At 41.7% G+C, this 26008-nt stretch carries 20 protein-coding genes and 2 tRNA genes; 3 read left to right on the top strand and 19 right to left on the bottom strand.

Going from position 1 to position 26008, the window contains the following annotated elements; all coding sequences use genetic code 11:
* Window positions 1-7: 7 nt before the first annotated feature.
* From NCY30_RS07770 to NCY30_RS07755, 4 genes are all read right to left on the bottom strand, one after another.
* On the bottom strand, window positions 8-1354 hold the full coding sequence (locus tag NCY30_RS07770; protein WP_139009407.1) for an MATE family efflux transporter: 1347 nt from the start codon (window positions 1352-1354) through the stop codon (window positions 8-10).
* A gap of 113 nt (window positions 1355-1467) precedes the next feature.
* Window positions 1468-2424, bottom strand: a complete 957-nt coding sequence (locus NCY30_RS07765) for an AEC family transporter (RefSeq protein WP_070097802.1) — start codon at window positions 2422-2424, stop codon at window positions 1468-1470.
* A 92-nt stretch (window positions 2425-2516) separates the two neighbouring features.
* On the bottom strand, window positions 2517-3728 hold the full coding sequence (locus NCY30_RS07760; RefSeq protein ID WP_055181948.1) for a MalY/PatB family protein: 1212 nt from the start codon (window positions 3726-3728) through the stop codon (window positions 2517-2519).
* 56 nt (window positions 3729-3784) lie between these two features.
* Window positions 3785-4681, bottom strand: a complete 897-nt coding sequence (locus NCY30_RS07755) for a C39 family peptidase (RefSeq protein WP_055181949.1) — start codon at window positions 4679-4681, stop codon at window positions 3785-3787.
* Between the two features lie 231 nt (window positions 4682-4912).
* Between NCY30_RS07755 and NCY30_RS07750 the strand changes: the two genes are divergently transcribed.
* Window positions 4913-4987 (top strand) — tRNA-Pro (locus NCY30_RS07750).
* Window positions 4988-5002: 15 nt separating this feature from the next.
* A tRNA-Gly gene (locus NCY30_RS07745) sits at window positions 5003-5073 on the top strand.
* 158 nt (window positions 5074-5231) lie between these two features.
* Here the strand turns inward: NCY30_RS07745 and NCY30_RS07740 are convergent.
* The 12 genes from NCY30_RS07740 to NCY30_RS07685 all read right to left on the bottom strand — a co-directional run bounded on the left by NCY30_RS07740 (window position 5232) and on the right by NCY30_RS07685 (window position 18311).
* Window positions 5232-5690 (bottom strand): signal peptidase II, encoded by a 459-nt coding sequence (locus NCY30_RS07740; RefSeq protein ID WP_006427908.1) that lies wholly within the window; start codon window positions 5688-5690, stop codon window positions 5232-5234.
* The gene (locus tag NCY30_RS07735) at window positions 5691-5981 is read right to left on the bottom strand and encodes a hypothetical protein (RefSeq protein ID WP_006427909.1); all 291 of its coding nucleotides are present in this window, start codon (window positions 5979-5981) and stop codon (window positions 5691-5693) included.
* A 28-nt stretch (window positions 5982-6009) separates the two neighbouring features.
* Window positions 6010-7593: a S8 family peptidase gene (locus NCY30_RS07730; protein ID WP_243857050.1), complete on the bottom strand. Its 1584-nt coding sequence runs from the start codon at window positions 7591-7593 to the stop codon at window positions 6010-6012.
* Window positions 7594-7780: 187 nt separating this feature from the next.
* A complete protein-coding gene (locus NCY30_RS07725; RefSeq protein WP_130096930.1) occupies window positions 7781-8785 on the bottom strand; it encodes a cytidylate kinase-like family protein in 1005 nt (334 codons plus the stop codon).
* Between the two features lie 15 nt (window positions 8786-8800).
* The gene (locus tag NCY30_RS07720; protein WP_130096931.1) at window positions 8801-10159 is read right to left on the bottom strand and encodes a sodium:proton antiporter; all 1359 of its coding nucleotides are present in this window, start codon (window positions 10157-10159) and stop codon (window positions 8801-8803) included.
* 64 nt (window positions 10160-10223) lie between these two features.
* A complete protein-coding gene (clpX, locus tag NCY30_RS07715; RefSeq protein WP_161170491.1) occupies window positions 10224-11675 on the bottom strand; it encodes an ATP-dependent Clp protease ATP-binding subunit ClpX in 1452 nt (483 codons plus the stop codon).
* Between the two features lie 55 nt (window positions 11676-11730).
* On the bottom strand, window positions 11731-13674 hold the full coding sequence (ligA, locus tag NCY30_RS07710; RefSeq protein ID WP_250818612.1) for an NAD-dependent DNA ligase LigA: 1944 nt from the start codon (window positions 13672-13674) through the stop codon (window positions 11731-11733).
* Window positions 13646-14392, bottom strand: a complete 747-nt coding sequence (locus tag NCY30_RS07705) for a pseudouridine synthase (protein WP_006427915.1) — start codon at window positions 14390-14392, stop codon at window positions 13646-13648. Before NCY30_RS07705 ends, ligA begins: the two co-directional genes overlap by 29 nt.
* Window positions 14385-15563: a DHHW family protein gene (locus NCY30_RS07700; RefSeq protein WP_250818604.1), complete on the bottom strand. Its 1179-nt coding sequence runs from the start codon at window positions 15561-15563 to the stop codon at window positions 14385-14387. The genes NCY30_RS07705 and NCY30_RS07700 overlap by 8 nt, the downstream gene beginning before the upstream one ends.
* A gap of 8 nt (window positions 15564-15571) precedes the next feature.
* The gene (locus NCY30_RS07695; RefSeq protein WP_161170489.1) at window positions 15572-16978 is read right to left on the bottom strand and encodes an MBOAT family O-acyltransferase; all 1407 of its coding nucleotides are present in this window, start codon (window positions 16976-16978) and stop codon (window positions 15572-15574) included.
* A 20-nt stretch (window positions 16979-16998) separates the two neighbouring features.
* Window positions 16999-17487, bottom strand: a complete 489-nt coding sequence (locus NCY30_RS07690) for a DUF4358 domain-containing protein (RefSeq protein WP_237999154.1) — start codon at window positions 17485-17487, stop codon at window positions 16999-17001.
* Entirely contained in the window at window positions 17487-18311 is an 825-nt protein-coding gene (locus tag NCY30_RS07685) for a GDSL-type esterase/lipase family protein (protein ID WP_022416289.1), read from the bottom strand. Before NCY30_RS07685 ends, NCY30_RS07690 begins: the two co-directional genes overlap by 1 nt.
* A 143-nt stretch (window positions 18312-18454) precedes the next feature.
* On the opposite strand from NCY30_RS07685, the gene NCY30_RS07680 reads away from it, so the two are divergent.
* Window positions 18455-18934, top strand: a complete 480-nt coding sequence (locus NCY30_RS07680; RefSeq protein WP_246944843.1) for a DUF5721 family protein — start codon at window positions 18455-18457, stop codon at window positions 18932-18934.
* Between the two features lie 80 nt (window positions 18935-19014).
* On the opposite strand, the gene htpG is transcribed toward NCY30_RS07680, so the two are convergent.
* The 3 genes from htpG to NCY30_RS07665 form a co-directional block, all read right to left on the bottom strand.
* A complete protein-coding gene (gene htpG / locus NCY30_RS07675; protein ID WP_246944840.1) occupies window positions 19015-21075 on the bottom strand; it encodes a molecular chaperone HtpG in 2061 nt (686 codons plus the stop codon).
* Window positions 21076-21350: 275 nt separating this feature from the next.
* The gene (locus NCY30_RS07670) at window positions 21351-24710 is read right to left on the bottom strand and encodes an FtsX-like permease family protein (protein ID WP_250818603.1); all 3360 of its coding nucleotides are present in this window, start codon (window positions 24708-24710) and stop codon (window positions 21351-21353) included.
* A gap of 22 nt (window positions 24711-24732) precedes the next feature.
* A complete protein-coding gene (locus NCY30_RS07665; RefSeq protein WP_022416285.1) occupies window positions 24733-25437 on the bottom strand; it encodes an ABC transporter ATP-binding protein in 705 nt (234 codons plus the stop codon).
* Window positions 25438-26008 lie beyond the last annotated feature (571 nt).

Raw genomic sequence — 26008 nt, 5'->3', positions numbered from 1 at the left:
CCGATCACTACGTTCTTTCCATATATTTTTCCGTGTGTTTATTCATCCATATCAGTACGCCAACACAGATAATGATTGAGATGATCGATCCTGCCGGTGCCGCACATCCCATCGGAAATAATGTATCCGGAAAATGCGTTGCCGCATAATAAGACAATGGAATTCTGGCACATACGATAGATATGGAATTGTGGACAAATGATACGATAGACAAGCCATATGCATAAAAATATCCGCTTAAGCAGAAATGTACTCCTGCAAATACGCAGTCCCATGCATAACTTCGTAAATACTGTCCTCCAAGTATCTGTACTGCCCCGTCATTCGTGAATAGTCCAACAAACGGAACAGATACAAACTGCACAATCGTTGCCGCAACTAATCCATATCCTACTGTCATACATAATACATACCGCAATGTCAGGCGTGCACGGTCATGCTTGCCTGCACCAATATTCTGCGATGCCAGTGCCGATATCGTTGACAACATAGAAGACGGTACCAGGAACAGAATCCCTATGATCTTTTCCACAATACCTACCGCCGCCGCATCATTTAATCCACGCTGGTTGGCAAATATTGTGATTGCAATAAACGATATCTGGATAAATCCATCCTGCAGTGCAACCGGCACACCGACTTTCAATATGTTTTTCATCGTATGTTTCTTCGGACGAAGATCCGATTTTCTTAATTTGATCCCTGTGCCCTTTTTTATGACCACGGTAAGTGAAACAATGACACTGACTGCCTGTGCGATGGTCGTTCCAAGTGCTGCTCCGGCCGCATCCAGTCCCATGACTCCGATGAACAGATAATCCAGACCGATATTCGCTGCGCATGCTACTGCAATAAAGTACATTGGACTTTTGGAATCACCGATTCCACGGAAGATTGCACTGATAATATTATAAGCTGTAATAAAAGGAATCCCGATAAAGCAGATTGTCAGATAACGGATCGTTCCTTCTACTGCCTCGGCCGGTGTCGACATCACACTGACGATCGGTCTGACTGCCGCCAGTAATACGATCATAAGTATGATCGCAATTCCCATGAACATCGTTGCCGTGTTTCCAATTGTCTCCGATGCTTTCTTATAATCTTTTGCACCGATGCAGCGCCCGATCATAACCGTCGCTCCCATCGCAAGCCCTACAATCATAACTGTCAGCATATGCATGATCTGGCTTCCGATCGATACCGCCGTCGTACTGCTGACCCCGCCAAACTGACCGACAATAAATAAATCTGCCATACCATATAACGTCTGTAAAAAGTACGATAACAGATATGGCAGTGAAAAATAAATGACTGTCTTAAATACACTTCCTGTTGTTAAATCTCTCTCCATGTTGTAACGTCCTTGTCTTTAGAAATACTCATTTTATAATTCTATTCCTATTAACCTGGTAAATCAACTTTTCAGGAAGATTTTTTTGAAAGAGAGTGATTACTTTTATGGTACTAAACCGCAAGGAGCCCCATCGTCCGCAATATGAATATCGTCACAAACAACGTAAATATCGAAAGCACCGATGAGAACACAACCAGCTGCCCGGCAAGCTGTCCATCCGCTCCCGCCTGCTGCGCCATGATATAGCTGGATACTGCAACCGGCGTCTGATATGCCAGCACCCCGGACAACAGGTCCGCATCCCGGTAACCCATCATAACCACCATCGGAATCATGATAAGCGGCAAGATTACCAGCTTGATCGTCAATACCACAAATGCTGTTTTTAAGTTTCCTTTTACTTTTGAAAAGTCCAGATCACCACCCAGAATCATAAACGCAATCGGTGTTGATAATTTGGCCAGATCCTGAACCGTTGTATCGACAGCTGTCGGAAGTCTGATCCCAAGAAGTGAAAATATAATCCCTAATACCGAAGATATGATCAGTGGATTCTTTATAATATCCAGAATGATCTTTTTCCAGTCATTTTCCCTTTTTTCACCGAAGATTGACAGCGCGACTACTGCAAGGAAATTATACATCGGTACCAGGATGGCACTTAAAATTGCCGCTGTCGTCGTACTTTTCGGTCCATACATATTCTGTACGACTGCAACTCCGAAGATCACATAATTGCTCCGGAAAATTCCCTGGATAACTACACCCTGTTGATTTTCCTGTGTTACGATCCTTGGAACGATCAGACACAACAATACGAACAGTATCAGAAGTCCCCCTGCTGCCCAGATGCACAGCCTGATCCTGCTATGTATCTCAGAACCGATATCACTCTGGTAGACATTGTAGAATAACATACATGGTAAAAATATCTTAAACACAATGGCATTTGCCTGTTTTGTAAGCTTTCCGTCCGCCAGAGATGTATAATTGACCAGAAAATATCCTAATACCATAAGAAAAAATACCGGTGCAATTACATTAAACGATACAATTATATTATCCAAATTTTCTCACTTCTCTCATTCTTAATAAATGCTGTATTTTCCTTTGGAATCTACAGCATTATACTTTTTATTTCTGTATATTTTCCAGATATTTACACATGAAATACGTACTCATCCAGACGCTCGAATGCTTCTTTTACTCTGCCAAGCGGTAATGCAAGATTCATACGGATTCCATATTTCTGGTGGAACGGTCTTCCGTCCTGCCAAGCAACGCCTACGTCCCATCCTGCTTTTAACAGCTCATCCAGTGACTTATAATTTTCCTCACACCAGTCTTCGCAGTCCAGGAACAACATATAAGTTCCCTGCGGCTTACTTACTTCAATTCCTCTGTAGTAGTCACGGATATGATTCACTGCATAATCAACATTTTCAGATAATACTTGGCAAAGCTCATTGACCCAGGTATATCCTTCTGCCTCGTAAGCCCCGATCAGCGCATGCATAGATAATACATTCATTGTATTATAATGTGATTTTCTTGATTTTGCCTCCACCCGGTCACGCAGCATTTTGTTGAAGATTATATGATAACTTCCTACCAGACCTGCCAGGTTAAATGTCTTACTCGGTGCATACAATGCAATCGTACGGTTTCTTGCATCCGGACTGATCGACTGTGTCGGAATGTGCTGGCTGCCTTTTAAGATCAGATCTGACCAGATCTCATCTGCGATCACTACACATTCATTGTTCTTATATACTTCCATCGCCTCTTCAATCTCTCGGCGCTCCCATACACGTCCGGTCGGATTATGCGGACTACAGAAGATTGCTACATGGATGTTATTTGCCTTTAACTTGGCATCCATGTCTTCATAATCCATCCGCCAGATTCCTTTTTCGTCTTTTTTGAGCGGACTGTGTACAATCTTGTATCCATTCTCTGTAATGCATTTGGTGAATCCGATGTAAGTCGGGCTGTGAAGAAGTACAGCATCTCCCGGTGCGGCAAAAGCTGTCAGAGCAGAGATTACTCCGCCTAATACTCCGTTCTCATATCCGATATATTCCGGCATCAGTCCTTCTACATTATTGCGGATCTTATGCCAGCGTATGATCGAATCATAATACTCTTCCACCGGATTGAAATATCCATATGCCGGATGTGCTGCCCTGTCCATGATCGCTTTTGGAATCGTTGGGACAGTTTCAAAGTTCATGTCTGCCACCCACATCGGGATCACATCAAATCCGTCTTTTGGCGGTTCCGGTGCAAATCCCGGATTCTTTCCAAGTCCGTCTACTGCAATCGCATCTTTTCCATGCCTGTCTATAATCTTTGTAAAATCATATCTCATATCTTTCTCTCCTGTTTCCCGAAAACGATCTTCCACCGGCGCCTGCCGTCTGATCGCTATTTTTTTGAAAATACCCACATCGCTTTTATCTGGTCTTTGATATTGGCAAATACCCATGTTGCTTTCGAATTCTTTATGCTGAACGGATCATTCACTTTCACATTGCCATTCTCATAACCTGTCAGTACGATAAAATGTCCAATCTTGGTAAAATCTCCCGGACCGACACTGCATATGATCGGATGTCCCTGCGAAAGTTCTAAAGCTACCTGCTCTTCTGACAAAAGACCTGCAGTACTGTTAAGATTCCAGTTTGCTCCGGCTTCATCCATGAATCTCCAGTACGTGTTATTCTCTTCGTCCACATAACCATGTTCCGTTCCGTAAGCAGCTACCTTTGCCGGAGTGATCGACGCATCCTGATTCAGTCCGGCTGCTACCATCGCCATACAGGTCGGTCCGCATCCACTTGCCGCTACTATACTGGTTCCGTATGGAGCATACCCCCATCGTTCATCCCACTGCAAAAGTTCCGGTATCCCTCCCTGCGAAAGATCTTTTCCTATCGTATCTGCATACGGCTTATCTTTTTTCTTTTCATAATCGGCCACAAAATCTACTGTTTCCACATTTTTATCCAACAGTTCGATCACATTTTTCGGATATCCGTGTTCCGTTGCCTGCTTTCGTACACGTTCCAATTTCTGTTCGGCAGTTTCCGGCTTTGACTTTACTTTTTCCGCCTCTTTTTTATCCTGCTTTTCTTTTCTGAGCTCTTCTGCTTTCTGTTTTTCTTCTACACGTTCACGGTGCAGACAATAGCCAGCAAAAGCAGCAGTTATTACTGCTGCTATCACACCGACTACTGTTATACGCCTTAATATCTGATTTCTTCTTGCACCTTTTGAAAGAGAAGTGCTTGGTCGTTGTTCTACGTTATTAGTCTCCTTCATCTATCAATTCAGTCCTCTTAATAATAATCTATTTTCTCGACATCGTTCTTAATTATACAACAGCATTCCAGCGGATACAACTTATCATTTCCTTAATATTGATTCTGACTTTTCGTATTTGTGTCGTTTTTTTATATAATTATGACTTTTTTCAATTTTTTTTCATTTTTTACTTGCTTTTTATATTTTATCATGATATCATACTACTTGTCTTAAGGACACGTCAAATAACGGGGTGTGGCTCAGCTTGGCTAGAGCGCCTGGTTTGGGACCAGGAGGTCGCAGGTTCGAATCCTGTCACCCCGATTTATAATGTATTATGCGGGTGTAGTTCAATGGTAGAACACCAGCCTTCCAAGCTGGATACGTGGGTTCGATTCCCATCACCCGCTTTTTTCATGCTCTATTTTAGATTTATCTGGCGGCTTCTTTCGAACCGCATGGCGACAAACAACGAACCCTGTCATCTTTCAGGTGTCTTCACATAAAGTTAGTGAAGACACCCGGAAGATGACAGGGTTCGTTATTTGTCCAGATTGTTCCCTGAGCCCTAATCTATTTTCTTTTTCAAAAATGCAAATACAGAACCGAGCAAAATATAGATATCTGCCAGATTGGCGGTTATATTGCCCAGTATTTTGTGACTGGATTTAATACCGATATAATCCACTACCTTTCCTCTGACAACACGGTCATAAGTATTGCTTAAAGCTCCTGCGCTTAAGAATGTCAGGGCTATCTTACTAAGCATATGCCCTTCCCTAAAAGCTTCTATAATTGTCAGAAGTCCGATCGCTGCTGTCGTCATCACCGACGCTTTCTTTACTTTTTCCGGTTCGGAATCCATAGAGTTAAATGCAAATCCTTTATTATATACTTTTCTGATCAGAATCCCTGTCCCACAGAGACTTTTTTCTTCCGTCTCGCTTACATTCTCTTCTATGTACTGTTTTACAGCCATATCAAGAGCGAACAGTGTTCCGACCGCACCGGGTATGCGTGTACGCATTTATACTTCTCCCTGGATCTTTACGATCTCTTCTTCCTGTTTTTCTATCTCTTCGTCACGTTTTTCTATCTCTTCGCAGAGCGTTACATAATCCATGTCTGACACTTCTCCACTCTGGAATTTTTCATATACCATACGTCCGATATCTGCAAGATCTCTTTCATTCGCTCTCTTTAACGAACGAACATTGCTTTTAATCTTCTGGATTTCCAGAGTATCTCCTGTCTTCTTTGTGATGTCACTAGCAACATCTGAAACCATTCTGCCGAATTCTTCAAAAAAATCTGCCATTAGTATCCTCTCCTTATCTCGTTCTTCTTTACAGCTGTCTTAAAATATCCAATGATCGGTACAAATTCATCGTCCCATATCCCCATTGTGTATTCGGATATTCTATTCCCGAAAGCTTTTGTGTTCCCATCACGATAATATTTCTGACCTGACTGGACGACACTCCTCTTGCCCCCGGCTGCTCACTGATCCATTCCATGATCAGGGCACATCCGCCTGCTGCAATCGCTGTTGCGGCGCTCGAACCGGTCCGATTCTTAAATCCCCCGCCAGGTACTGCTCCTGTGACCGTTTCTCCCGGCGCAGCATAATCCGGTTTTATTTTCTCATCTCTAGTATACCCCCTGCCCGAATTAATATCAACTCCATTCTCCCTGCTGTTATAAAAAGCCACAGTCATTGTATTTCTTCCTCCTGAAGGTTCTGTAAATGTAGTGTCCGGATTTGATTCCAGAAAATATACCTCTCCCTCCAGGAATTCTTCCATCGGAAGCCATATGTGAAAATCTCCGGTTGTCTGCATCGCCGGCTTTATATCTATTTTCCATATTCCGGGAACCGCATTCTGAAACCTTATAAATACCAGCTGTGCATCATTATTCTCCTGTAATAATCTGTATTCCACAGTAATCGTTGTCCGTTCAAATGTAAATAAAAAATCAAACAGATACCCCAGACGTATCGGAATCATCCCCGTACGCTCTCCAGACGGCGAAGTAACCGACACCATTACGATATTCGGAAGTGTACTCCATAATTCAACGGCAAAAGACTGTGTCCCTTCTCCTACCCGGATTTCTGCTGTCCTCATATCCTGTGCATCCGTAAAACGGTTAAAATAGTGATGTCTTCTGGCCGCCTCATTGCCTGTTCCGACTACAACACACCTGTTTCTTACCGTCGCATAAATGTCCAATATATCTGCCAGAAGAGAATCTCCGTTATGTCCTCCAAAGCTTGTTCCGAGGGCTACACAGATCACTAACGGCATTCCCTGTTTTCTTGCCAGGTCATTCAGATAGCGGAGTCCCAGCATAATATCATTTTCCTGATAACATACGGCATCCTGTGCTATCACGAAAAATTCTTTCAGATAATTTTTTGCCGGCTTTAATTTGACCATTGCAATAGAAGCCTCCGGTGCGGCCCCGAGAAACCGTTTTCCAACTTCTGCTCCTCCTGCAGCCGCACTTGCAACAAATGTTCCATGTCCGTCTGTATCCACACTCGGTACTATCTGAAGCGGATCCTCCGATCTAAGTGCTGCATTGATCATTTCTTCCGTATATTCCGTTCCATAATAAAGCCCCTGTGGTGTTCTTCCTGTCTGAATCGTCTGATCCCAGATTCCCACAATCCGTGTCGTCCCATCCAGATTGCGAAACACACGATTCTGATAATCTATCCCGGTATCTAAAAAGCCGATCATGATCCCATCCCCCATCAGCTGAAGTGTCGGATAGTTCTGCAATGTAATAATTCCTGCTGCATCTAACGGCTGCATATCCAGAAGTGCATAACATTTTGGGATCGTACTGTACCAATATTCTCTGAACGATAATGGAAGCAGAATCCTTCTGTCTACAGATACACTTTTATATCCAAAATCCATCTCCTGAATACACACATTTTCCGGATTCACTTCCTTAAGTTCCTCATCTCTGTATAATGGAATAATAAAATCCCAGTAATCTTCGGAAATAATCTTTTCTTTACAGTTCTCTTCCAAATCAAAAAAACCTTTCATATACATTTGTTTTATGTATATGAAAGGTTCCCTGTCATTCATTAATCTTTTATTATGAATTCGTATTCTGGTTCAGCATACGTTCAATAATGTCTACCGACTCTTCAATACCATAACTTGCACTGTTAAAACAGATATCATAGTTCATAGCATCTCCCCATTTCTGACCGGTATAATAATTGTAATATCTTGCATGTTGACGATCCAGCTTTTTAAGCAGACGTACCGCTTTCTTCTGATCCAGATCATTGACCTCCATAATACGATGCACACGCTGTTCGAACGGTGCCGTAATAAAAATACTGATATGTGGAATATGGTTATTCGCAAGTATCACATCTGCACATCTACCCATTACAATAAAATCTTCTTCTTTTGCCATTTTGCAGATCAGGTCACTCTGATTGAAGAAGATTGCGTCTTCTCTTGTCAATCCATGATAGCGGTCAAAGTCTTTCAGACGCTCTTTGATCGTCCTTCCAGATCCCTGATATTTGTTCTCGATCAGATCCGTTCCCAGATCCGCCACATCTGTCACAGAATCCTTCTCCGCATCCAGTCTTCTTAATACTTCATTAAAGATTTCTGCATCATAGTAGTTGATTCTAAGTGCATCTGCCAGTGCAAATCCAATATCATTTCCGGCACTCCCCTGCGTTCTTCCGATACAAATAATAAGATGATCGTCTTTTGAAAACTTCTGACGCAGATTCGCTGTATTCAACTTCGCCCTGTTTTCATCCAGAATTTCAACCTTACCGAAACTTGCAGGAAGCTCTGCTATTTCCTTTAATATCTCATCGTATTTTTTCATCAGTCTGGAACGGTCTTCATCCTTTCGGATCGTACGTGCCATGTTACTGATCAATGCCAGCTCACTTCTAAGAAGATGTCCCTGCGGCTTGGTACGCATCAGCATAACCAAATTGTCCACACAGGCACGTTTATCTCCTGTAAAGGTACGGCCCAGAGAAGATCCTACACATTCATATACTTCTCCGTCCAGATCATAGATCCGTTCTGCAATGTCATAATATTTATTCTTATTCTCCTGCATTTTCCGCACCCCCTTCTATAAAAAGAATATCAACATATCGATAATAAATACCGGTATCAAAAATGTCAGTGACCATGCCATATATCCGAAGAACGACGGCATACGCACACCGTTTTCATCCGACATAGATTTTACCATAAAGTTCGGTGCATTTCCTATATATGTATTTGCTCCCATGAATACAGCACCGCACGAGATTGCCTCCAGCATCTTAACCGGAACAGCACCAAGCGTTGTTGCCACACCGCCCTTGAATCCAAGTGCTCCTGCTGTTGTAAGGAACACAAGATATGTCGGCGTATTATCAAGAAAACTTGACAGAGCTCCTGTAGCCCAGAACATCTGGAATGGTTTGCTGATTCCAAGCTCCGCTCCATTCGCTTTCAGGATCATAAGTGCCGGCTGCATAGTAATAAAGATTCCGATAAACAGAACCGCAACTTCCTGGATCGCCCCCCAGGTAAAGTGGTTACGGATACGGACTTCTTCGTTCGTCGTCTTAAACGATAAGAATGCAGCCAGAAGGATGATCACAACCTCAATTATTGACGGGAATCCAAGTGTAACTTCTCCAAGGATATGAAGTCCTTTTACGGTTCCGTCTGCATTCTGGAATGCGGACATTCCCGGAAGTGTTCCACTTAAGATCACGGCTCCGACGATCATCGCTACATAGATAAGATTATGAAGTCCTACAATTTTAAAATGTGTTCCCGGCTCTCTGATATCCGGTTTTCTTCCTTCTGCAATATCTTTTCTGTATGCTCTTCTGTCCAGGAAATAGAATATCACCAGAAGGATCACCATATTAAAAACCAGAATATGGAATAACTTCATACTCCAGAAAAAAGGTACCCCACGCATGAATCCCATCAGAAGCGGCGGATCTCCGATCGGTGTCAGACATCCTCCCATATTAGAAATCAGGAAGATAAAGAAGATCATGATATGACTCTTTCTCTTTCTCCATGAATTCATCTTAATAAACGGACGTACAAGAAGCATACTTGATCCTGTAGTTCCGATCACACTGGAAAGCAGTGTACCAAAAACAAACAACGCCGTATTAATCCTCGGTGATCCGGCAAATTCACCGTCAATCGTAATGTTACCTGCTACACAGAATAATCCAAACAGTAAAACGATAAATGTCAGATAATCATTTACCACACATTCCAGAACAGTCTCACTCATTGTAAATATTCCATATTTCGCTGTAAAAGGAATAATAAACAATATTGACCAGAATGCAACTGCCAGCGGCTGATGTTTTTCCCACCAGTCTGGCTTGATCAGCGGCATTACCGCAATACTAAGCAACAGCCCTGCAAAGGGTATGCAGAGCCAGATTGGAATAGCTGATAATTCCCCCATCGCTGTCTTTCCTCCATTCTTCTCCTAGTAAAAAAATTATATAATTGTTTATATGTAAAATGTATTATTGAAGTCTTGGTACTTCCTGACCTCTCAACATAATTACCGGTCCTCCGGTTCCTTCGATATATTCCTTCGTGATGATAACCTCTCCGATATTGTCATCCTTCGGGATTTCATACATGATATCCAGCATGAATTCTTCAATGATCGCACGAAGTGCTCTTGCTCCGGTATCTTTCTTCAATGCCTTCTTCGCAATTGCATGAAGAGCATCGTCATTGAATTCCAGTTTTACCTCATCCAATGCCAGCAGTTTCTGATACTGTTTTAATATTGCATTCTTAGGTTCTTTTAAAATCTCTACCAGCATCTCTTCACTCATCCCCTGTAAAGTGAACACGATCGGCAGACGTCCTAAGAACTCAGGAATCATTCCAAATGCACGTAAATCTTCTGTTGTTACTTTCTTCAGTATCTCTTTATCGTTATTATACTTGTCTCTTAAGTCTGCTCCAAAACCAATTGCTGCCTGTTTGGTCAGACGCTCTTTGATGATTCCGTTAAGATCCGGGAACGCTCCGCCGCAGATGAAGAGAATATTTCTTGTATTCACGGTTGTAAGCGGAACCATGGCATTTTTACTGGTTGCGCCGACAGGTACTTCTACATCGCTTCCTTCAAGAAGTTTTAACATTCCCTGCTGTACCGACTCACCGCTTACGTCTCTCTGACTTGAATTCTTCTTCTTTGCGATCTTATCGATCTCATCGATAAAGATGATTCCCTGTTCTGCCTTCTCTACATCATTATCTGCAGCTGCAAGCAGTTTGGAAACCACACTCTCAATATCATCTCCGATATATCCGGCTTCCGTAAGTGAAGTCGCATCTGTGATCGCAAGCGGTACATCCAGAATCTTTGCCAGTGTTTTTACCAGATACGTCTTACCGGAACCTGTAGGTCCGATCATGAGCATATTGGACTTTTCAATCTCAATATCATCCATAGAATCAGTAGCCACACGTTTATAATGATTATAAACAGCTACAGACATAACTTTCTTTGCATATTCCTGACCTACCACATACTCATCCAGTTTTGCCTTGATCTTATGTGGTGCCGGAAGATTCTTGATATCTACTAATGGTTTATATTCTTCGCCCTCTTTTTTCTTTTTGATCTTCTGCTGCTTTGGAATACTCTGTTCCATATCAGCCATATTAAATACCTGTACTCCCGGAATATTCATCAGCTGACTGTAATCAATCGGGCCATTTGACATTGCATCAAAGCTTTTCTGCATACAGTCATTGCAGACACAGATATGATTCGGAAGTTCAATCATTTTTCCTGCAACGCTCTCTGGACGTCTGCAGATAAAGCAGACTTTTTCATATTCATCGTCATTATTTTGTTTCTTATTATCTGTATCAGATGTATTCTTTGTTGTCTCAACCTCTACATCTTCTACTTTTTCAATTTCCTGATTGTTGTTATCATCCTGATTTGCCATTATTCTCTCCTTCTTAACGTAGTTTACGCATTTCACTCTGACTTTTATCCTGCTTTTATGCTTCCCCCTGATTTACCAGTTTCAGAAATGTCTCTTCTGAAATAATCGGTATTCCCAGCTCATTCGCTTTTTTATTCTTGGATGACGTACTCGTCACATCATTATTGATCAGATAGTTTGTCTTTGATGTGACTGATCCAGTCACTTTTCCACCCAGACTTTCAATCAGCTCTTTTACTTCTCCACGATTGGCAAAATGCTTTACGCTTCCGGTAATTACAAAATTAACGCCTTCAAAAATCTGCTGTTTTGTTACAGTCTCTTCCGGAATGGTCAGCTCATTTAAAAGCCTTCTGAAATTCTCCACATGTTTTGCATCTGCAAAATATCCGACGAACGCTTTTGCCAGAACCTCTCCGACTCCCTGAATCTCATTTAATTCTTCTTCCGAAACCTTCAGAAGAGATTCTACATCATATTTTAATTCTCTGCAAATAACTTTTGCATTGGCAAGTCCGATTCCTGCAATTCCCAGAGAATAAATGACTCTCGGCAGGGTCGTCGTTCTTGCCTTTTCTATACTTTCTGTCAGTTTTTTATATGATTTTTCTCCGAATCCTTCCATCTTTTGAATTTTTTCTTTGTATTGAGCCAGATGGAAGATGTCTGCAAATGTATGAATATATCCTCTGGAAATGAATTTTTCCAGTGTTGCTTCTGATAATCCTTCTATATTAAGTGCATCCCTGCTGACAAACAGTGCAAATGATTTGACGTGTTTCGCCTGACATTCCGGATTCATACAGTACAATGCTTTTGCGTTGCCGACCTGCCGGATCTTTGTCTCTCCCTGACAGACAGGACATTTACACGGAATATCTTTTACTCCGCTTCTTGTCAGATTCTCTGCAATCTGCGGGATGATCATATTAGCCTTATATACTTCAATCCTGTCACCGATCCCAAGTTCCAGTTCTTCCATAATACTGATATTGTGAACACTTGCACGGCTTACTGTTGTTCCCTCAAGTTCTACCGGATCAAAGATTGCAACCGGATTGATCAGTCCGGTTCTCGACGGACTCCACTCAATCTCTCTTAATACTGTCTCTCTGATCTCATCCTGCCATTTGAACGCAAAAGAATCCCTCGGAAATTTTGCAGTTCTTCCAAGCGACCGTCCATACGCTATATCATCATATGTTAACACAAGTCCATCCGACGGGAAATCATTTTCACTGATCTTAGACGAAAATTTAGCAACTTCGTCCTCAACAGTATCTCTGGTCACCATATAATACTCCACTGTTGTAAATCCCTGTGACTTCAGCCATTCCATCTGACAGGCTCTAGAATTCTGAAAATCAACTCCGTCTGCCTGCACCAGTGTAAATGCATAGAACATTACATTACGTTTAGCCGTGATCTGGTTATTCAGCTGTCTGACAGAACCGCTGCACAAATTTCTTGGATTCTTGTACCTGGCATCTACATCTTCAATCTCCTGATTGATTTTTTCAAAATCCTTATATCCTATGACTGCTTCTCCTCTTAAGATCAGTTCTCCCTGATATGCAATCTGGACCGGCACATTTTTGAATACTTTCGCATTGTTCGTGATCACTTCTCCGACTTCTCCGTTACCTCTGGTGACCGCCTTATAAAGCTTTCCATCACGATAAGTCAGTACAACCGTCAGACCATCCATCTTCCATGACATCAGAACTTTCTGATCTCCCACAAAGTTCTTAAGTTCTTCTACTTCTTTCGTCTTATCCAGAGAAAGCATCGGGCTTTCATGTCTTTCTTTCGGCAGTTCGCTTACCACTTCATATCCGACATTTACCGTCGGACTGTTTGACAAGGTAATACCAAGCTCATCCTCAAGCTCCTTAAGTTCATCATACAATCTGTCATATTCATAATTACTCATGATTTCCTGTGCTTCCTGATAGTATGCTCTGGAAGCTTTATTCAGAAGGCTGACCAGTTCTTTCATTCTCTCGTTCTTTGACTGTCCCATATAATTCTTTTAACTCCTGTTCTGTTAATCCTCTTACCTCTCCCGGTTTCAGATTACCTAGTTCTACATTCATAATGCGGATTCTCTTCAGTGTTGTCACCTTATAGCCAAGTGCCTCACACATCCTGCGGATCTGTCTGTTAAGGCCCTGCGTCAGAATAATGGAAAATGTGTATTTTCCATTCTTTCTCACTTTACACGGCCTGGTCACCGCATCCAGGTTCTTCTCCCTGTCTCTGATATGTACTCCGCGACTCATTTTTTCTATGAACTCCGGTGTGATTTCTTTATTAACTGTGACCTTATATTCTTTCTCATGGGAGAATCTTGCACGCATCATGCCATTGATCAGATCACCATCATTGGTCATGATCAGAAGTCCTTCCGAATCTTTATCCAGTCTTCCCGCATAGGTCACGCGTAGCGGATAATTCAGGAATCTGATAATATTCTTCTTTTCCCTTTTATCTTCTGTGCAAACAATCCCAGCGGGTTTATATACCGCCAGGACTGTCTTTTTTGTCTTGCTTTTTATCCGTTTTTTCCCCACACAGACTTCCTGTCCGTCTTCAACCTTCATTCCGGGTACGGCATTTTTTCCATCCACCGTTACAACGCCGGATTCTATCAGCCGGTCCGCCTCTCTTCTTGAGCACACACCGGCTTCGCTTAAATATTTATTCAGCCTAATCATTCCGTAACACCCCGCTGATACTGTTATCTTTTACAAAAGTATTTCCATTATATAAAAATAATACACTTGTGATATTATCCTTCTTCATGACCTTTTCAATATCATCATAATAATACCTTGGATCGACAACCACAATTTCCCTGTAATAAGGTATCAGAAACGGAATCAGACTATTGGCATAAGAATCCTTGATGATCAGAAGCCTGTCTGTCGAATCTGCCGTCGTCTTGATGTCAAGGATCGGATAATTTCCGCCAAGAAAAAGTGCATATTTGTCTTTTCCTTTAAGCTTGGAAGTATCATAAAGAGTTGCCGTCTTCTTTTTTTCATTTACATTATTTACTACAGCCTCTGTTGCATTCTTAAGATTGTCGGGTGCATAGATATATATCGGTTCGTCATATCCCGTTTCATATCCGCTCGTCGAAGCCAGTGTTCCGTTAAATGCATTGGTCACCGCATAAGGCTTCATGTCAGAGGTTTTAGATGTATCAAGCTTCATGCTTTTTGAAAGAGCCTGATAACCGTAATACGCGCCAAGTGTTGTCCAGTGATGATCTGTGTGATAATAGATTTCTTCTGATCTGTGTTTTTTTAAAATATCACTGACATCCACCCATGTATAAACAGATCCCAGTGTACTGTGAATTGCTTTAAATTGCTTCTCCTGATTCTCTGTAACTGCATATCCCGGAAGTTTATCCGATTCGATATTAGCCGCATTCGGAACCAGCATCATGTACATTGGTATATCTTTATATTGTTTTTGAAACATTTTCATTGCAGACAGATTTTCTTTCATCTGATCTTCATCCGGTTTTGCAATATCCTCCAGAAGATAATGGTCTTTTCCTTTGAACACGCCATTCGCTTTTCTCTTTCCTGCCAGCAGATCCACCCTGCTTTTTAGCATTACCCAGAAATCTCTTCCCGCGAACTGATCTGATACATAGGATTCGTACTGCTCCATCCATCTTCCGCTTTCTATTCCTGAAATTGTAAGTTCCGGTCTCTGTTCCAGTGCCCGGTTCTCTGTCGCCGAGAATTCCCGGTCACCCGTTGCCAAATTCACAACACAGAAAGCGATCATCATTATGACAAATATCACCGCTGCTAATTTATTTCTATGCACTTCTCTTCTTCTTTCCCATTTTTTTCTTGACTGTCTCATTTTTACTCCTAAAATCTGAAATACAGGAACGGATTATATGTCTCTGTCACCAGATATGCGATACACAAAATGAACAGTACCGCATATACGATTCCATTCAGAAGCGTCGTATTCCACTTCTTCTGGCGCAGCATATGCTGATATCTGACATCTGTAAGCGGAGTAGAACCAATGATCAGAATGATCCACAATACCAGATTCGTTGTAAGCAGATACAGGCTTTCCCTGTCTGCCACTCCGTGTGCTCCTGCTCCAAGCATCATTCCCAGATATCTGGCCGCCCCTCCAAGTGAAGGACTAAAGAATAATACCCATCCGATCACAACCAGCACAATACTGTAAATATGGCGTACAACCGAAGGGAGTTTATCCAGTACCGGTGACAGGATATATTTTTCAATGATCAGTATGATCCCGTAATACAATCCCCATGCCACGAAATTCCATGCAGCTCCGTGCCATAATCCGGTCAGAAACCACACAACCATTAGATTGAAGATATGCCGGCTCTTCGATACTCTGTTGCCCCCGAGCGGAATGTATACATAATCCCTGAACCAGCTGCTCAGAGAAATATGCCATCTGCGCCAGAATTCAGTAATACTTTTCGCTATGTACGGATAATTAAAATTCATACAGAACTCAAATCCAAACATCTTTCCAAGTCCCACTGCCATATCCGAATAACCACTGAAATCAAAATAAATCTGAAACATATAGGCAAAAGCACCAAACCATGCACTCAGTACCGACACATTGCCCTTTCCAAGTCCGGTTACTTCCGTAAATATCATACCGGAAGTATTCGCAAGCAATACCTTTTTTGCAAGTCCACGTATAAAATACATGCACCCTTCTCCGAACTTGTTCCATGATGATTTGCGGTTTACAAGCTGCTCTTCAACATCTGCATACTGTACGATCGGTCCTGCGATAAGCTGCGGAAACATTGTTACATATAATGCAAAGTTCAGGATATTCTTCTGAACTTTAACATTTCCCCGATAAACATCTATAATATAAGACAATATCTGGAATGTATAAAATGAGATACCGATCGGCAGTGCCAGCGGATGATATGTAATATGCACCGGCAGCACCGCATTCAGTGAATCCAGCACAAAGCCTTCATATTTGAAAAATCCCAGGATTGCAATGTTCACCACAATATTGAATATAAGGCTTCTTTTTGCCAGCCTTCTGTCCGTCAGATTTCTTGCTATATCAAGTCCACTGAAATAATTGAACAAAATGGATAACAGCATCAGGAAAATATAGACCGGTTCCCCCCATGCATAAAAAATCAGACTTGCAAGCAGCAAAACCGGATTGTGGAATCTCTCCGGCAGCAGGTAATACAACACCAACACAGCCGGTAAAAATGTAAATAAAAAAACAATACTGCTAAATAACATCTTTCTAATTCCTCTGCCTTCTAATAAATACTATTCTTAAATGCGGCTTCTATGCGATCCGCATCTTTTGAAACAGCTAATAATATGTAATACCCCCTGGTTTCATCGATTGCAGAATGAAGAAGCCTGGTCTGTTTTACACCATAGCCCTCAAAACTCTTCTTCTGTGTAGACAAACGCTCCTCTACAGCCTTCTCCACATCTTCTACCTGGCTCTTATCTTTTACTTTTACTACCAGTATCTCATTTACACTCATGACATCATCCGGTATATACAACATTGTTCCGGCATAATCGTTGGCATTCAGACCATAATACTTCTTAAGGTCCTGAGAACTTCCCTTATTCATGCCTTTCAGAGAAACAGATTTTTCAATATTCTTTTGTATCGTATCTACGGATACGGTATTATCTCCCTCTCCGGAAACCAGCAATACCACATAGGCAATCAGTGCGATCACCATCAGATACTTACATGTATTAATAATATCCAGTCTTCCTTTTCTCATTATAATCCTGCTGCCTCCGCCATATGATCTACCCATTTCGTATAATAAGATGGTGACATATGGATCCCATCATCGGCATAATACTCCTGTTTTACCAGATCTGTATTATCGATGAATGTCACTTTTTCTTTTTTACATAATTTTTTCAGTTTTTGATTGAACTTTGGAACATTGGCAAATAAAGGTCTTGTTTCAATCGCCGACTGCGCCGCCGGAAGAATACAATTGACATAAATCTTCGTATCCGGCAGGGACTCTTTCAGATCCTCTATAACATTTTTATATGCTTTCACAAATCCGGACGCATTTCCATTCTGTGCTTCGATATCATTCATTCCATAGGCAAGAAACAGCACTTCCGGCTTCATCTCTTTGGCTTTTTTTATATGTTCCTCAATCTTTTTACTGCTGACTTCCGAAACTTCCGTTCCGCGGTCTGCCTGTACATTCGCCTCATCCAGCACTCCGTACTCATATAAGCCCTGTGTGATCGAATCTCCAAGGATCAGACAATCCGCAAACTTTTCGCTTACGGATCTGTTATCTGCTGCTTCTTCCTTCACACGTTCTTCCTCTTCAAGTTTCTGGATTTTTTTATTTACTTTTCCGACATCCGTACGATCCATCTCACTCAGGATCTTCCTGCCTTTCGTTGTGTCCTGCTTTGGATTATTAAGCCTTACTGCTACAACGATTCCTCCAAGCACAATGATCACTGTTGCCAGAATTACTGCAGTCCTAAGCACATGATCCTTTTCTTTTTCCGGAATCTCTGCCGGCTGTTTAGCTTCCTTCTCCTCAGAATTTTTATTATCTATTTCCAAAAAAATTCCTCTCTTCTACATTTCTTTTTGTTGATAAATATATATTCAACTTATTTTACTGTTTTTTCATTCCCATGTCAATTTATATCAATTTTTGTGCTATAATACAGATTACATTTATTTTTATCCGGAGGTTATTCCTTATGAACGTATACCAGTTATCAGCCAAAAATTGTATGTCCCATCTTCTTTTAAAGGATACTTTTGATACATTTCTCTTTATCGAAGGAGAATTCACTACATTTAACAAATTCACCATAAGCGGTTATCTCCAGGAAGACTTCTTCGACGAAAAACTGGAAGAGACTTACTCCCGCTGGGAAAAGATCCGTGACTTCTGCTTCCAGATCATCCGTGGCAAACGCACTCCTCTGAACTTCAAGATTGTCCTTGCTCTCCCGGACGATCAGATTCCTGCCTTCCTGACAGCCCACGGCCTGACCACTTACCGCCCGGAAGACATTCAGGGACTCTACCTCAATTTCCACTACGATGGAAGCACCCTCCAATGCATCACCGGCACTTCCCTCAAAACCTTTTCTATGGATAAGTCCATCGAAAGAGAATGGGATACCGAAGTAAAATCCATCTTAAAATCCAAAAATATCGAAGGCGAATACTAGAATACAAGCAAAAACCATGCAGCTATGGATTTTTCTTTCCACAGCTGCATGGTCTTCTTTACTTCAACTCTCTGCCAGACTTACTTCGTAAGCAGCATCATAATCTCATTACTTCTCTTTACAAACGCTGTCATCTCTTCAGGATTCAATGGCTTATGTGCCAGCATTGCCAGATCATACAACTGTTTGCAGATAATACTTGTATTCTCGCTGTCCTTATGATCAACTACATACTGAACCAGCGGATGATTTGCATTCAGGATCAGTGTACTTGTTGTACCCATATCCATTCCGCTCATGCCGTACATCTTCATCATTTCCTGCATACGGCGGTTCTCTTCAGATAATGTCATCATAGAAGCTATATTTTCATCTTTTAATTTTTCGATCTTAACATCCAGTTTCTCGTCACCAAGCTCTTTACGGAAGATTTCTACCAGGCTGTCAGATGTCTTCTGGAATGCTTCTTTTTCCTCTTCGGCAACTTCTTCTTTTGCTCCTGCTGTTACATCTGCATCAATTCTCTGGAACTTGATATTCTGATTGCGCTGCTCTAACTGTGTAATAAACGGTGAATCAATATTGTGGCCGAGGATTACTGCATCCATGCCCTGTTTCTTAAACATATTGATGTACTGGCTCTGCTGGATCTCATCTGTTACATAGTAGATGATCGTCTTGTCTTCTTCTTTCTTCTCTGTGTTCTGATCATCTGCTTTGTTGTCCTCTGTCTTGGCATTCGGATCTTCTACGGTTCCACCATTTGCCTCGATACAGTCTTTCAGTGTCAGATACTTGTGATCCAGATTCTTGAACAGAACCGCGTCTTTCATCTTGTCACAGAACTTTTCATCTTTCAGGCATCCGAACTTGATGAACGGACTGATGTTATCCCAGTATTTCTCATAGTCTTCTCTCTTTGTCTTGCACATTCCGGAAAGCTTGTCTGCAACCTTCTTGGAAATGTATTCAGAGATCTTATTCACAAATCCGTCATTCTGTAATGCGCTACGTGATACGTTAAGCGGCAGATCCGGACAATCGATGACTCCCTTTAATACCATCAGATATTCCGGAATGACTTCTTTGATATTGTCCGCGATAAATACCTGGTTGTTGTATAACTTAATTGTTCCTTCAATAGAATCATACTCTGTGTTGATTCTTGGGAAGTACAAAATTCCTTTTAAATTAAATGGATAATCCATATTCAGGTGGATCCAGAACAGTGGCTCTTTGTAATCCATGAATACTTTGCGGTAGAAGTTCAGATAATCTTCATCACTGCATTCATTCGGATGCTTTGTCCACAGTGGGTGGATATCACTTAATGAAACCGGACGTTTTTTGATCTTTACTTTTTCTTTGGCAGGTTCTGTCTCTACCATTTCTTTCTCGCCGTTTTCATTCTCTTTTTCTTCCATCTTGGCATCTTCGTGAATATGCTCGATTACTTCATCATCATCTTTCAGATCTGCTTCGTCGATCGTCTCATATTCAGGCTCTGCATTTGCCTTGGAAAGGAAGATTTCTACCGGCATAAATGAACAATATTTCTCCAGAACTTCTCTCATTCTGTATTCATTAGCGAACTCCAGGCTGTCCTCATTCAGATACAGGGTCATTGTAGATCCGACTTCCTGTTTGTCGCCTTCTTCCATCTCATACTCAGTTCCGCCGTTGCTTACCCAGTGTACCGGTTTTGCGCCTTCTTTGTAAGAGAGTGTATCGATATGCACCTCATCTGCTACCATAAATGCAGAATAGAATCCAAGACCGAAATGTCCGATCATATCATCTTCTGTTGTCTTATCTTTATATTTTTCAAGGAACTGTGTAGCTCCTGAAAATGCAATCTGTGTAATATATTCTTCTACTTCATCGGCTGTCATTCCAAGACCGTTATCTGTAAATTTCAGAGTTTTTTCTTCTGGATTAACCTCAACTTTGATCGCCGGTTTGTAATCATCCGGTAACTGGTATTCACCCATCATATCCAGCTTCTTCAGTTTTGTGATCGCATCACATCCATTGGAAACCAACTCACGTGCGAAAATATCGTGATCGGAATATACCCATTTTTTAATGATCGGGAAAATGTTTTCACTGCTGATTGACAAACTACCTTTCTTTGCTGCCATTGTAAATCACTCCTATTTCTACTTTTATATTTCTATCATATTAGTGACAAAAGATGCCGTATTGCCGACTGGCCCACATCTTTTTGTTACATTTTTCATCTAACAGATATGATAATACTGCATATTTTAAAAGTCAATAGAAAATTAGCACTCTTTCAAAAAGAGTGCTAACAATTCTATGAAATTTATAAACCATTTATAAACTTTGATATTTTTATGATATTTTCGCCGAATATCCTTATATTAATATTATATGTGCCGTACCATTTTCCCGGCTACTCTATGCTTTTCAATGATTCTACCATGTCAATTTTCTTTAACTTGAAATACATTACCCAGTTTACGAATAATGAAAATCCTATCGTAAATAAAAAGCTGTAGATATAACTCGGAAGATAAATGCTTCGTCCAAACATCGCCGCATCCACTTCCACCGTCTGAATTACGAACAGATGCAGGACTTTACCGAATATCACACCTACGAAAGCTCCAATAAGCGTCAGCAGGATATTTTCCCGGAATACATATTCCGCTACTTCAACATCATAGAAGCCAAGCACTTTCAAAGTTGCAAGCTCTCTCTGACGCTCTGTAATGTTAATACTGTTCAGATTATAAAGTACTACGAATGCAAGCATTCCCGCCGAAACGATCAGGACTATGATCACCAGATTCAGGCTGGCAAGCATATCATCCAGCTGATCCTTAATATCATGCAGATAAGAGATTGTCAGTACCTGATCTTTCGCAAGGATTTTTTCTCCGGCTTTTTTCACCTGTTCTTCTGAATATCCATCCTTTGCCCGGAACATGATACAGTTATATTCTGCTGTCTTTCCATATACTTTCTTATAATACTGCGGCGTAAAATATATGTAATGTCCCATATAGTTCTCACAGATATGCGCAATTTTTACTGTGACACCTTTTGCCATACCGTCCTTAAGATTTATCGTATCTCCTTCTTTTACATTCAGAAGTTTTGCCGTCTTCTCACTGACAATTGCACCATTGTCTGTAAGTTTGTATGATTCTTTCGTCTTCCTGTCATGGAAATCTTCATATTTTCCGACAATATCCGGATTGCCAAGTACGCACTGATAAACGCTGCGTTTTTTATTTTCCTTTGATGCCGTCACGCTCTGCATCCTCGCATCCATATAAGTCTGAATATCCGTATCTTCTTTCAGATATTCCTTCAACTCTTCTTTCTCTGTCTTTGTTACATCATCCTTGTAGAAAATGTGCCCGTCATACAGTTGGATCTCATCGTACTGAATATCTGCAATCTCATATACCGAATCCTTTACTCCATATCCAACCAGCATCAGTGCCATACAGCCGCCAATTCCGAATATCGTCATAAAGAAACGTTTTTTATAACGCATCAGGTTTCGGATTGTTGATTTCCATGTGAAATTCATTCGTTTCCAGATAAATCCGATTCTTTCCAGGAACACTCTTCTTCCCTTTTTTGGTGCCGGCGGACGCATCAGCACAGCCGGTTCTGCAGCCAGTTCTTTATAGCAGGATGCAAGTGTCGCTCCCATGGTACACACGATCGAAGCGGCCGATGCCATCACCGCATAACTCATATGATATGGTACATAAATCTTCGGAATATGCGGATACATAATCTCATATGCATAAATGATAATATACGGCAAGATCTTTTCTCCTGTCAGCACTCCCAGAATACTTCCTCCCGCTGTTGCAAGAAACGCGTATCCCAGATACTTGGAAGCAATAGAAAAATTACCGTATCCCAGTGCTTTCATTGTACCGATCTCAATTCTCTGCTCTTCCACCATACGGGTCATACCGGTCAGACTGATCAGAGCTGCAACTAAGAAGAACATCACAGGAAATACTTTTCCGATTGCACGCATACGGTTTGCATTTTCCCCAAATCCATCATATTCTACCAGTGTACTTCTATTGTATACATACCATTTTGGATTTTTTATCTTCTTAATCTGTTCTTTTGCATCAGCAAGCTTTTTCTCACCTTTTGCGATTTCTTCCTCAGACGTCTCTTTTCCGTCCTCATATTCTTTTCTCGCATCGGCAAGTTTGGCTTCATTTTGAGCAATTTCTGTCTCGCCATTTTGCAATGTCTGTTCCTGTGCTTTCAACTCTGCTTTACCGGCATCTAATTGTTTCTGTCCGGATTCTATACTTGCGGCTGCACTGGTAAGCTTTGCTTCACTGGCGTCCAGCTTCGCTTTTGCCTGGTCAAGCTCGGCTTTCCCACTTGCGAGCTTTTGCTTTGCTGCATCAAGTCCGGCCTTCTGGGTCTGATAATCCTGTTCTTTTGCATCCAGTGTCTTCTTGGTCTCCTGCGCCTGCAGCTCCATTACCTGGATCTTCTGTAATAATTCCTGATCCTGGTTGGGATTCTCCTGATCCTGGTTGGGATTCTCCTGATCCGGATTCTGTCCCGAACCGCCTGCTGCCTGTGCTTTTAGTGCCTCAATCGTATTCAGAAGAGTCTGATATCCCGCCCAGCCTTTATCCAGTTCGGCTCTGTATGTAACCAGGCCTTCCTCTCCTGCCTGAATCTTTGCCTGCGCTTCTGCATACTGGGAATCATACGCAGCTTTTCCTTGTTCGTACTGTTTCTTTCCCTGGGAAAGCTCTTTCAGTCCATTTTGATACGTCTTTTTCGCCTGATCCAATTCTTTTTGTTTTGTATCTATCGTCTGCTTTGCTGCTGCAATCTGCGACTTTCCACTCGCGATCTTTTCTTTTGCCTGCGAAACCTGCGTCTCTCCATCGGTAATCTGCTTTTTGGCATCCTCAAGCTTCTGCTTCGATTCCGCTTTGCCATCATCCAGCTTTTTCTGCGCTTTCGCAAGTTTTTCATTTGCCTTATCTTCAAGTTCCGACTTCCGGATCTTTCCTCTTTCTTCTGTGATTGCTTCGATTCTCTTTTGGACGGTCTTTACTTTCTCTTTATATGCCTTCGTATAAGCAGTCAGATCTTTTGCACCTGCCACCTGTACGTACATTTCCGTATACACATCCAGATCAAAGGTTTTCTCCGGAACCACTACGAATCCGCTTATCGTACCGGTTCCAATGGTTGTGCTTCCTCGGCTCAGTGAAATGTAGTATGGGGAATTTCCTTTTCCGACTACTTTTAATTCGTCCGTCTTCAATGTATCTGTCACCTTGTCATCTGTTCCGGACTTTAATTTTATCGTCTCGCCGATTTTATAATTCATCTGGTCATCAACCAGACATTCCCCTGCTTTTTCCGGCATACGTCCTTCCCTTACCGTGATCTTATTCATATCCTCCATCGCTGACATCACATGAAGTACATATTGTTTCTTATTCTTTATATTCAGGAAATCTGCACTGTAGGCACCTTCAGCCTTTCCCACTCCCTTTACGTTTCCGACCGCACTTACATCCTCTTTCGTAATTCCAAGCGTACTGACAGCCTTAATGTCCATCAGATCCGATTCATCAAAATACGCATCTCCCGTAATTCTCATAGATGGTTCCGATGCCCGGATTCCAGAAAAGAACGCAACACCCAAAGCAACAATAAAAAGAATTGAAATAAAACGGCCAAAATTCCGTCGGATCTCCATGTAAAAATTCTTTCGTGTTATCTTTCTTGCCATCTGTTATCCTCACCTCTTTGTCTTACCATTCTATGGTCTCAACCGGAACCGGCTGCGGATTTTCGATGATCTTATCAACCCGTCCGTTCTTGATCTTGATCACCCGGTCTGCCATCGGTGCTATTGCCGAGTTATGTGTGATCAGTATAACTGTCATACCATTGTTCCGGCATGTATCCTGAAGTAATTTCAAAATGGATTTGCCTGTATTGTAATCAAGCGCTCCCGTTGGTTCATCACAGAGTAATAATTTCGGATTCTTCGCAAGTGCCCTTGCAATCGACACTCTCTGCTGTTCTCCTCCTGATAACTGAGCAGGAAAATTATCCAGACGGTCTCCAAGTCCTACTTCTTCCAATACCTCTTTTGCATCCATCGGATTCTTACATATCTGGAGTGCAAGCTCCACATTCTCCAGTGCTGTCAGATTCGGTATCAGATTATAAAACTGGAACACGAATCCGATATCGTCTCTTCTATATGCAGTCAGCTGCTTCGTTGAATACGTAGCAATATCCTGCCCATCTACCAGCACCTGCCCCTCAGATGCCGTATCCATGCCGCCAAGAATATTAAGAACTGTGGTTTTCCCGGCTCCACTCGGACCAACAACAACTGCAAATTCTCCCTTTTTAATCTCAAAATCAATTCCTGCGGCCGCCATGATCTCAACTTCGCCCATCTGATATATCTTCTTAACATCTTTCAAAGTCACAAATTCACTCATGCATACTTCCTCCGTGTGCGTATATTCGTATGTCAATTATACCATCTTTTTCGTGGAAACCACAGGGGCAATTTTCTATTTAATGCATTAAGCGGTTGATACCCGGCCGGAAGAAAAGGAAGAGAGTCCAGCTGCGTGCTGATTCAATCATGGAGTATTTCTAAAGCATAAAAATTGTCCTAAAAGCAGCAGTCAAAAAAACATAACTCGCAAGCTCAGACAATGATTTTTTGACTGCTAACGGCCAATTTTGATGCTTAAGAAATACTAACCATGATCTCATATGCACGCAGCTGGACTCTCTTCCTTTTCTTCCTTACGTTATCGCATACTGTAATGATTCAATGGTGGAAGCGTAACCGGCGTGATACCGAAAGTGTACAAAAAATCCGGAAAATCAAGGCTTCCACCTCAACTTTCCGGCTGCACACAAAGGTTACAACCCTCTATTGAATTCATTATCATTGGCCAAGCACGACATGAGAAAGACTTGGTGCTCTGTTTGTCGCGTATATGGAGTGATGTTTAGAAAAACTTAGGGTGTTCAAATCTCCGTTAAAGGCATGGAACG

It is taken from the genome of Dorea sp. MB18-49 (assembly GCF_023669465.1).
GTDB lineage: Bacteria > Bacillota > Clostridia > Lachnospirales > Lachnospiraceae > Dorea_A > Dorea_A longicatena.
The sequence above is the reverse complement of the archived record's forward strand: the minus strand, read 5'-3'. Positions and strand labels throughout refer to the sequence as shown.

Coding starts and splice junctions, on each gene's coding strand:
- NCY30_RS07770 (WP_139009407.1), bottom strand. CDS start 1,354: ATGGAGAGAGATTTAACAACAGGAAGTGTATTTAAGACAGTCATTTAT.
- NCY30_RS07760 (WP_055181948.1), bottom strand. CDS start 3,728: ATGAGATATGATTTTACAAAGATTATAGACAGGCATGGAAAAGATGCG.
- NCY30_RS07755 (WP_055181949.1), bottom strand. CDS start 4,681: ATGAAGGAGACTAATAACGTAGAACAACGACCAAGCACTTCTCTTTCA.
- NCY30_RS07740 (WP_006427908.1), bottom strand. CDS start 5,690: ATGCGTACACGCATACCCGGTGCGGTCGGAACACTGTTCGCTCTTGAT.
- NCY30_RS07735 (WP_006427909.1), bottom strand. CDS start 5,981: ATGGCAGATTTTTTTGAAGAATTCGGCAGAATGGTTTCAGATGTTGCT.
- NCY30_RS07730 (WP_243857050.1), bottom strand. CDS start 7,593: ATGGATTTTGGATATAAAAGTGTATCTGTAGACAGAAGGATTCTGCTT.
- NCY30_RS07725 (WP_130096930.1), bottom strand. CDS start 8,785: ATGCAGGAGAATAAGAATAAATATTATGACATTGCAGAACGGATCTAT.
- NCY30_RS07720 (WP_130096931.1), bottom strand. CDS start 10,159: ATGGGGGAATTATCAGCTATTCCAATCTGGCTCTGCATACCCTTTGCA.
- clpX (WP_161170491.1), bottom strand. CDS start 11,675: ATGGCAAATCAGGATGATAACAACAATCAGGAAATTGAAAAAGTAGAA.
- ligA (WP_250818612.1), bottom strand. CDS start 13,674: ATGAAAGAACTGGTCAGCCTTCTGAATAAAGCTTCCAGAGCATACTAT.
- NCY30_RS07705 (WP_006427915.1), bottom strand. CDS start 14,392: ATGATTAGGCTGAATAAATATTTAAGCGAAGCCGGTGTGTGCTCAAGA.
- NCY30_RS07700 (WP_250818604.1), bottom strand. CDS start 15,563: ATGAGACAGTCAAGAAAAAAATGGGAAAGAAGAAGAGAAGTGCATAGA.
- NCY30_RS07695 (WP_161170489.1), bottom strand. CDS start 16,978: ATGTTATTTAGCAGTATTGTTTTTTTATTTACATTTTTACCGGCTGTG.
- NCY30_RS07690 (WP_237999154.1), bottom strand. CDS start 17,487: ATGAGAAAAGGAAGACTGGATATTATTAATACATGTAAGTATCTGATG.
- NCY30_RS07680 (WP_246944843.1), top strand. CDS start 18,455: ATGAACGTATACCAGTTATCAGCCAAAAATTGTATGTCCCATCTTCTT.
- htpG (WP_246944840.1), bottom strand. CDS start 21,075: ATGGCAGCAAAGAAAGGTAGTTTGTCAATCAGCAGTGAAAACATTTTC.
- NCY30_RS07670 (WP_250818603.1), bottom strand. CDS start 24,710: ATGGCAAGAAAGATAACACGAAAGAATTTTTACATGGAGATCCGACGG.
- NCY30_RS07665 (WP_022416285.1), bottom strand. CDS start 25,437: ATGAGTGAATTTGTGACTTTGAAAGATGTTAAGAAGATATATCAGATG.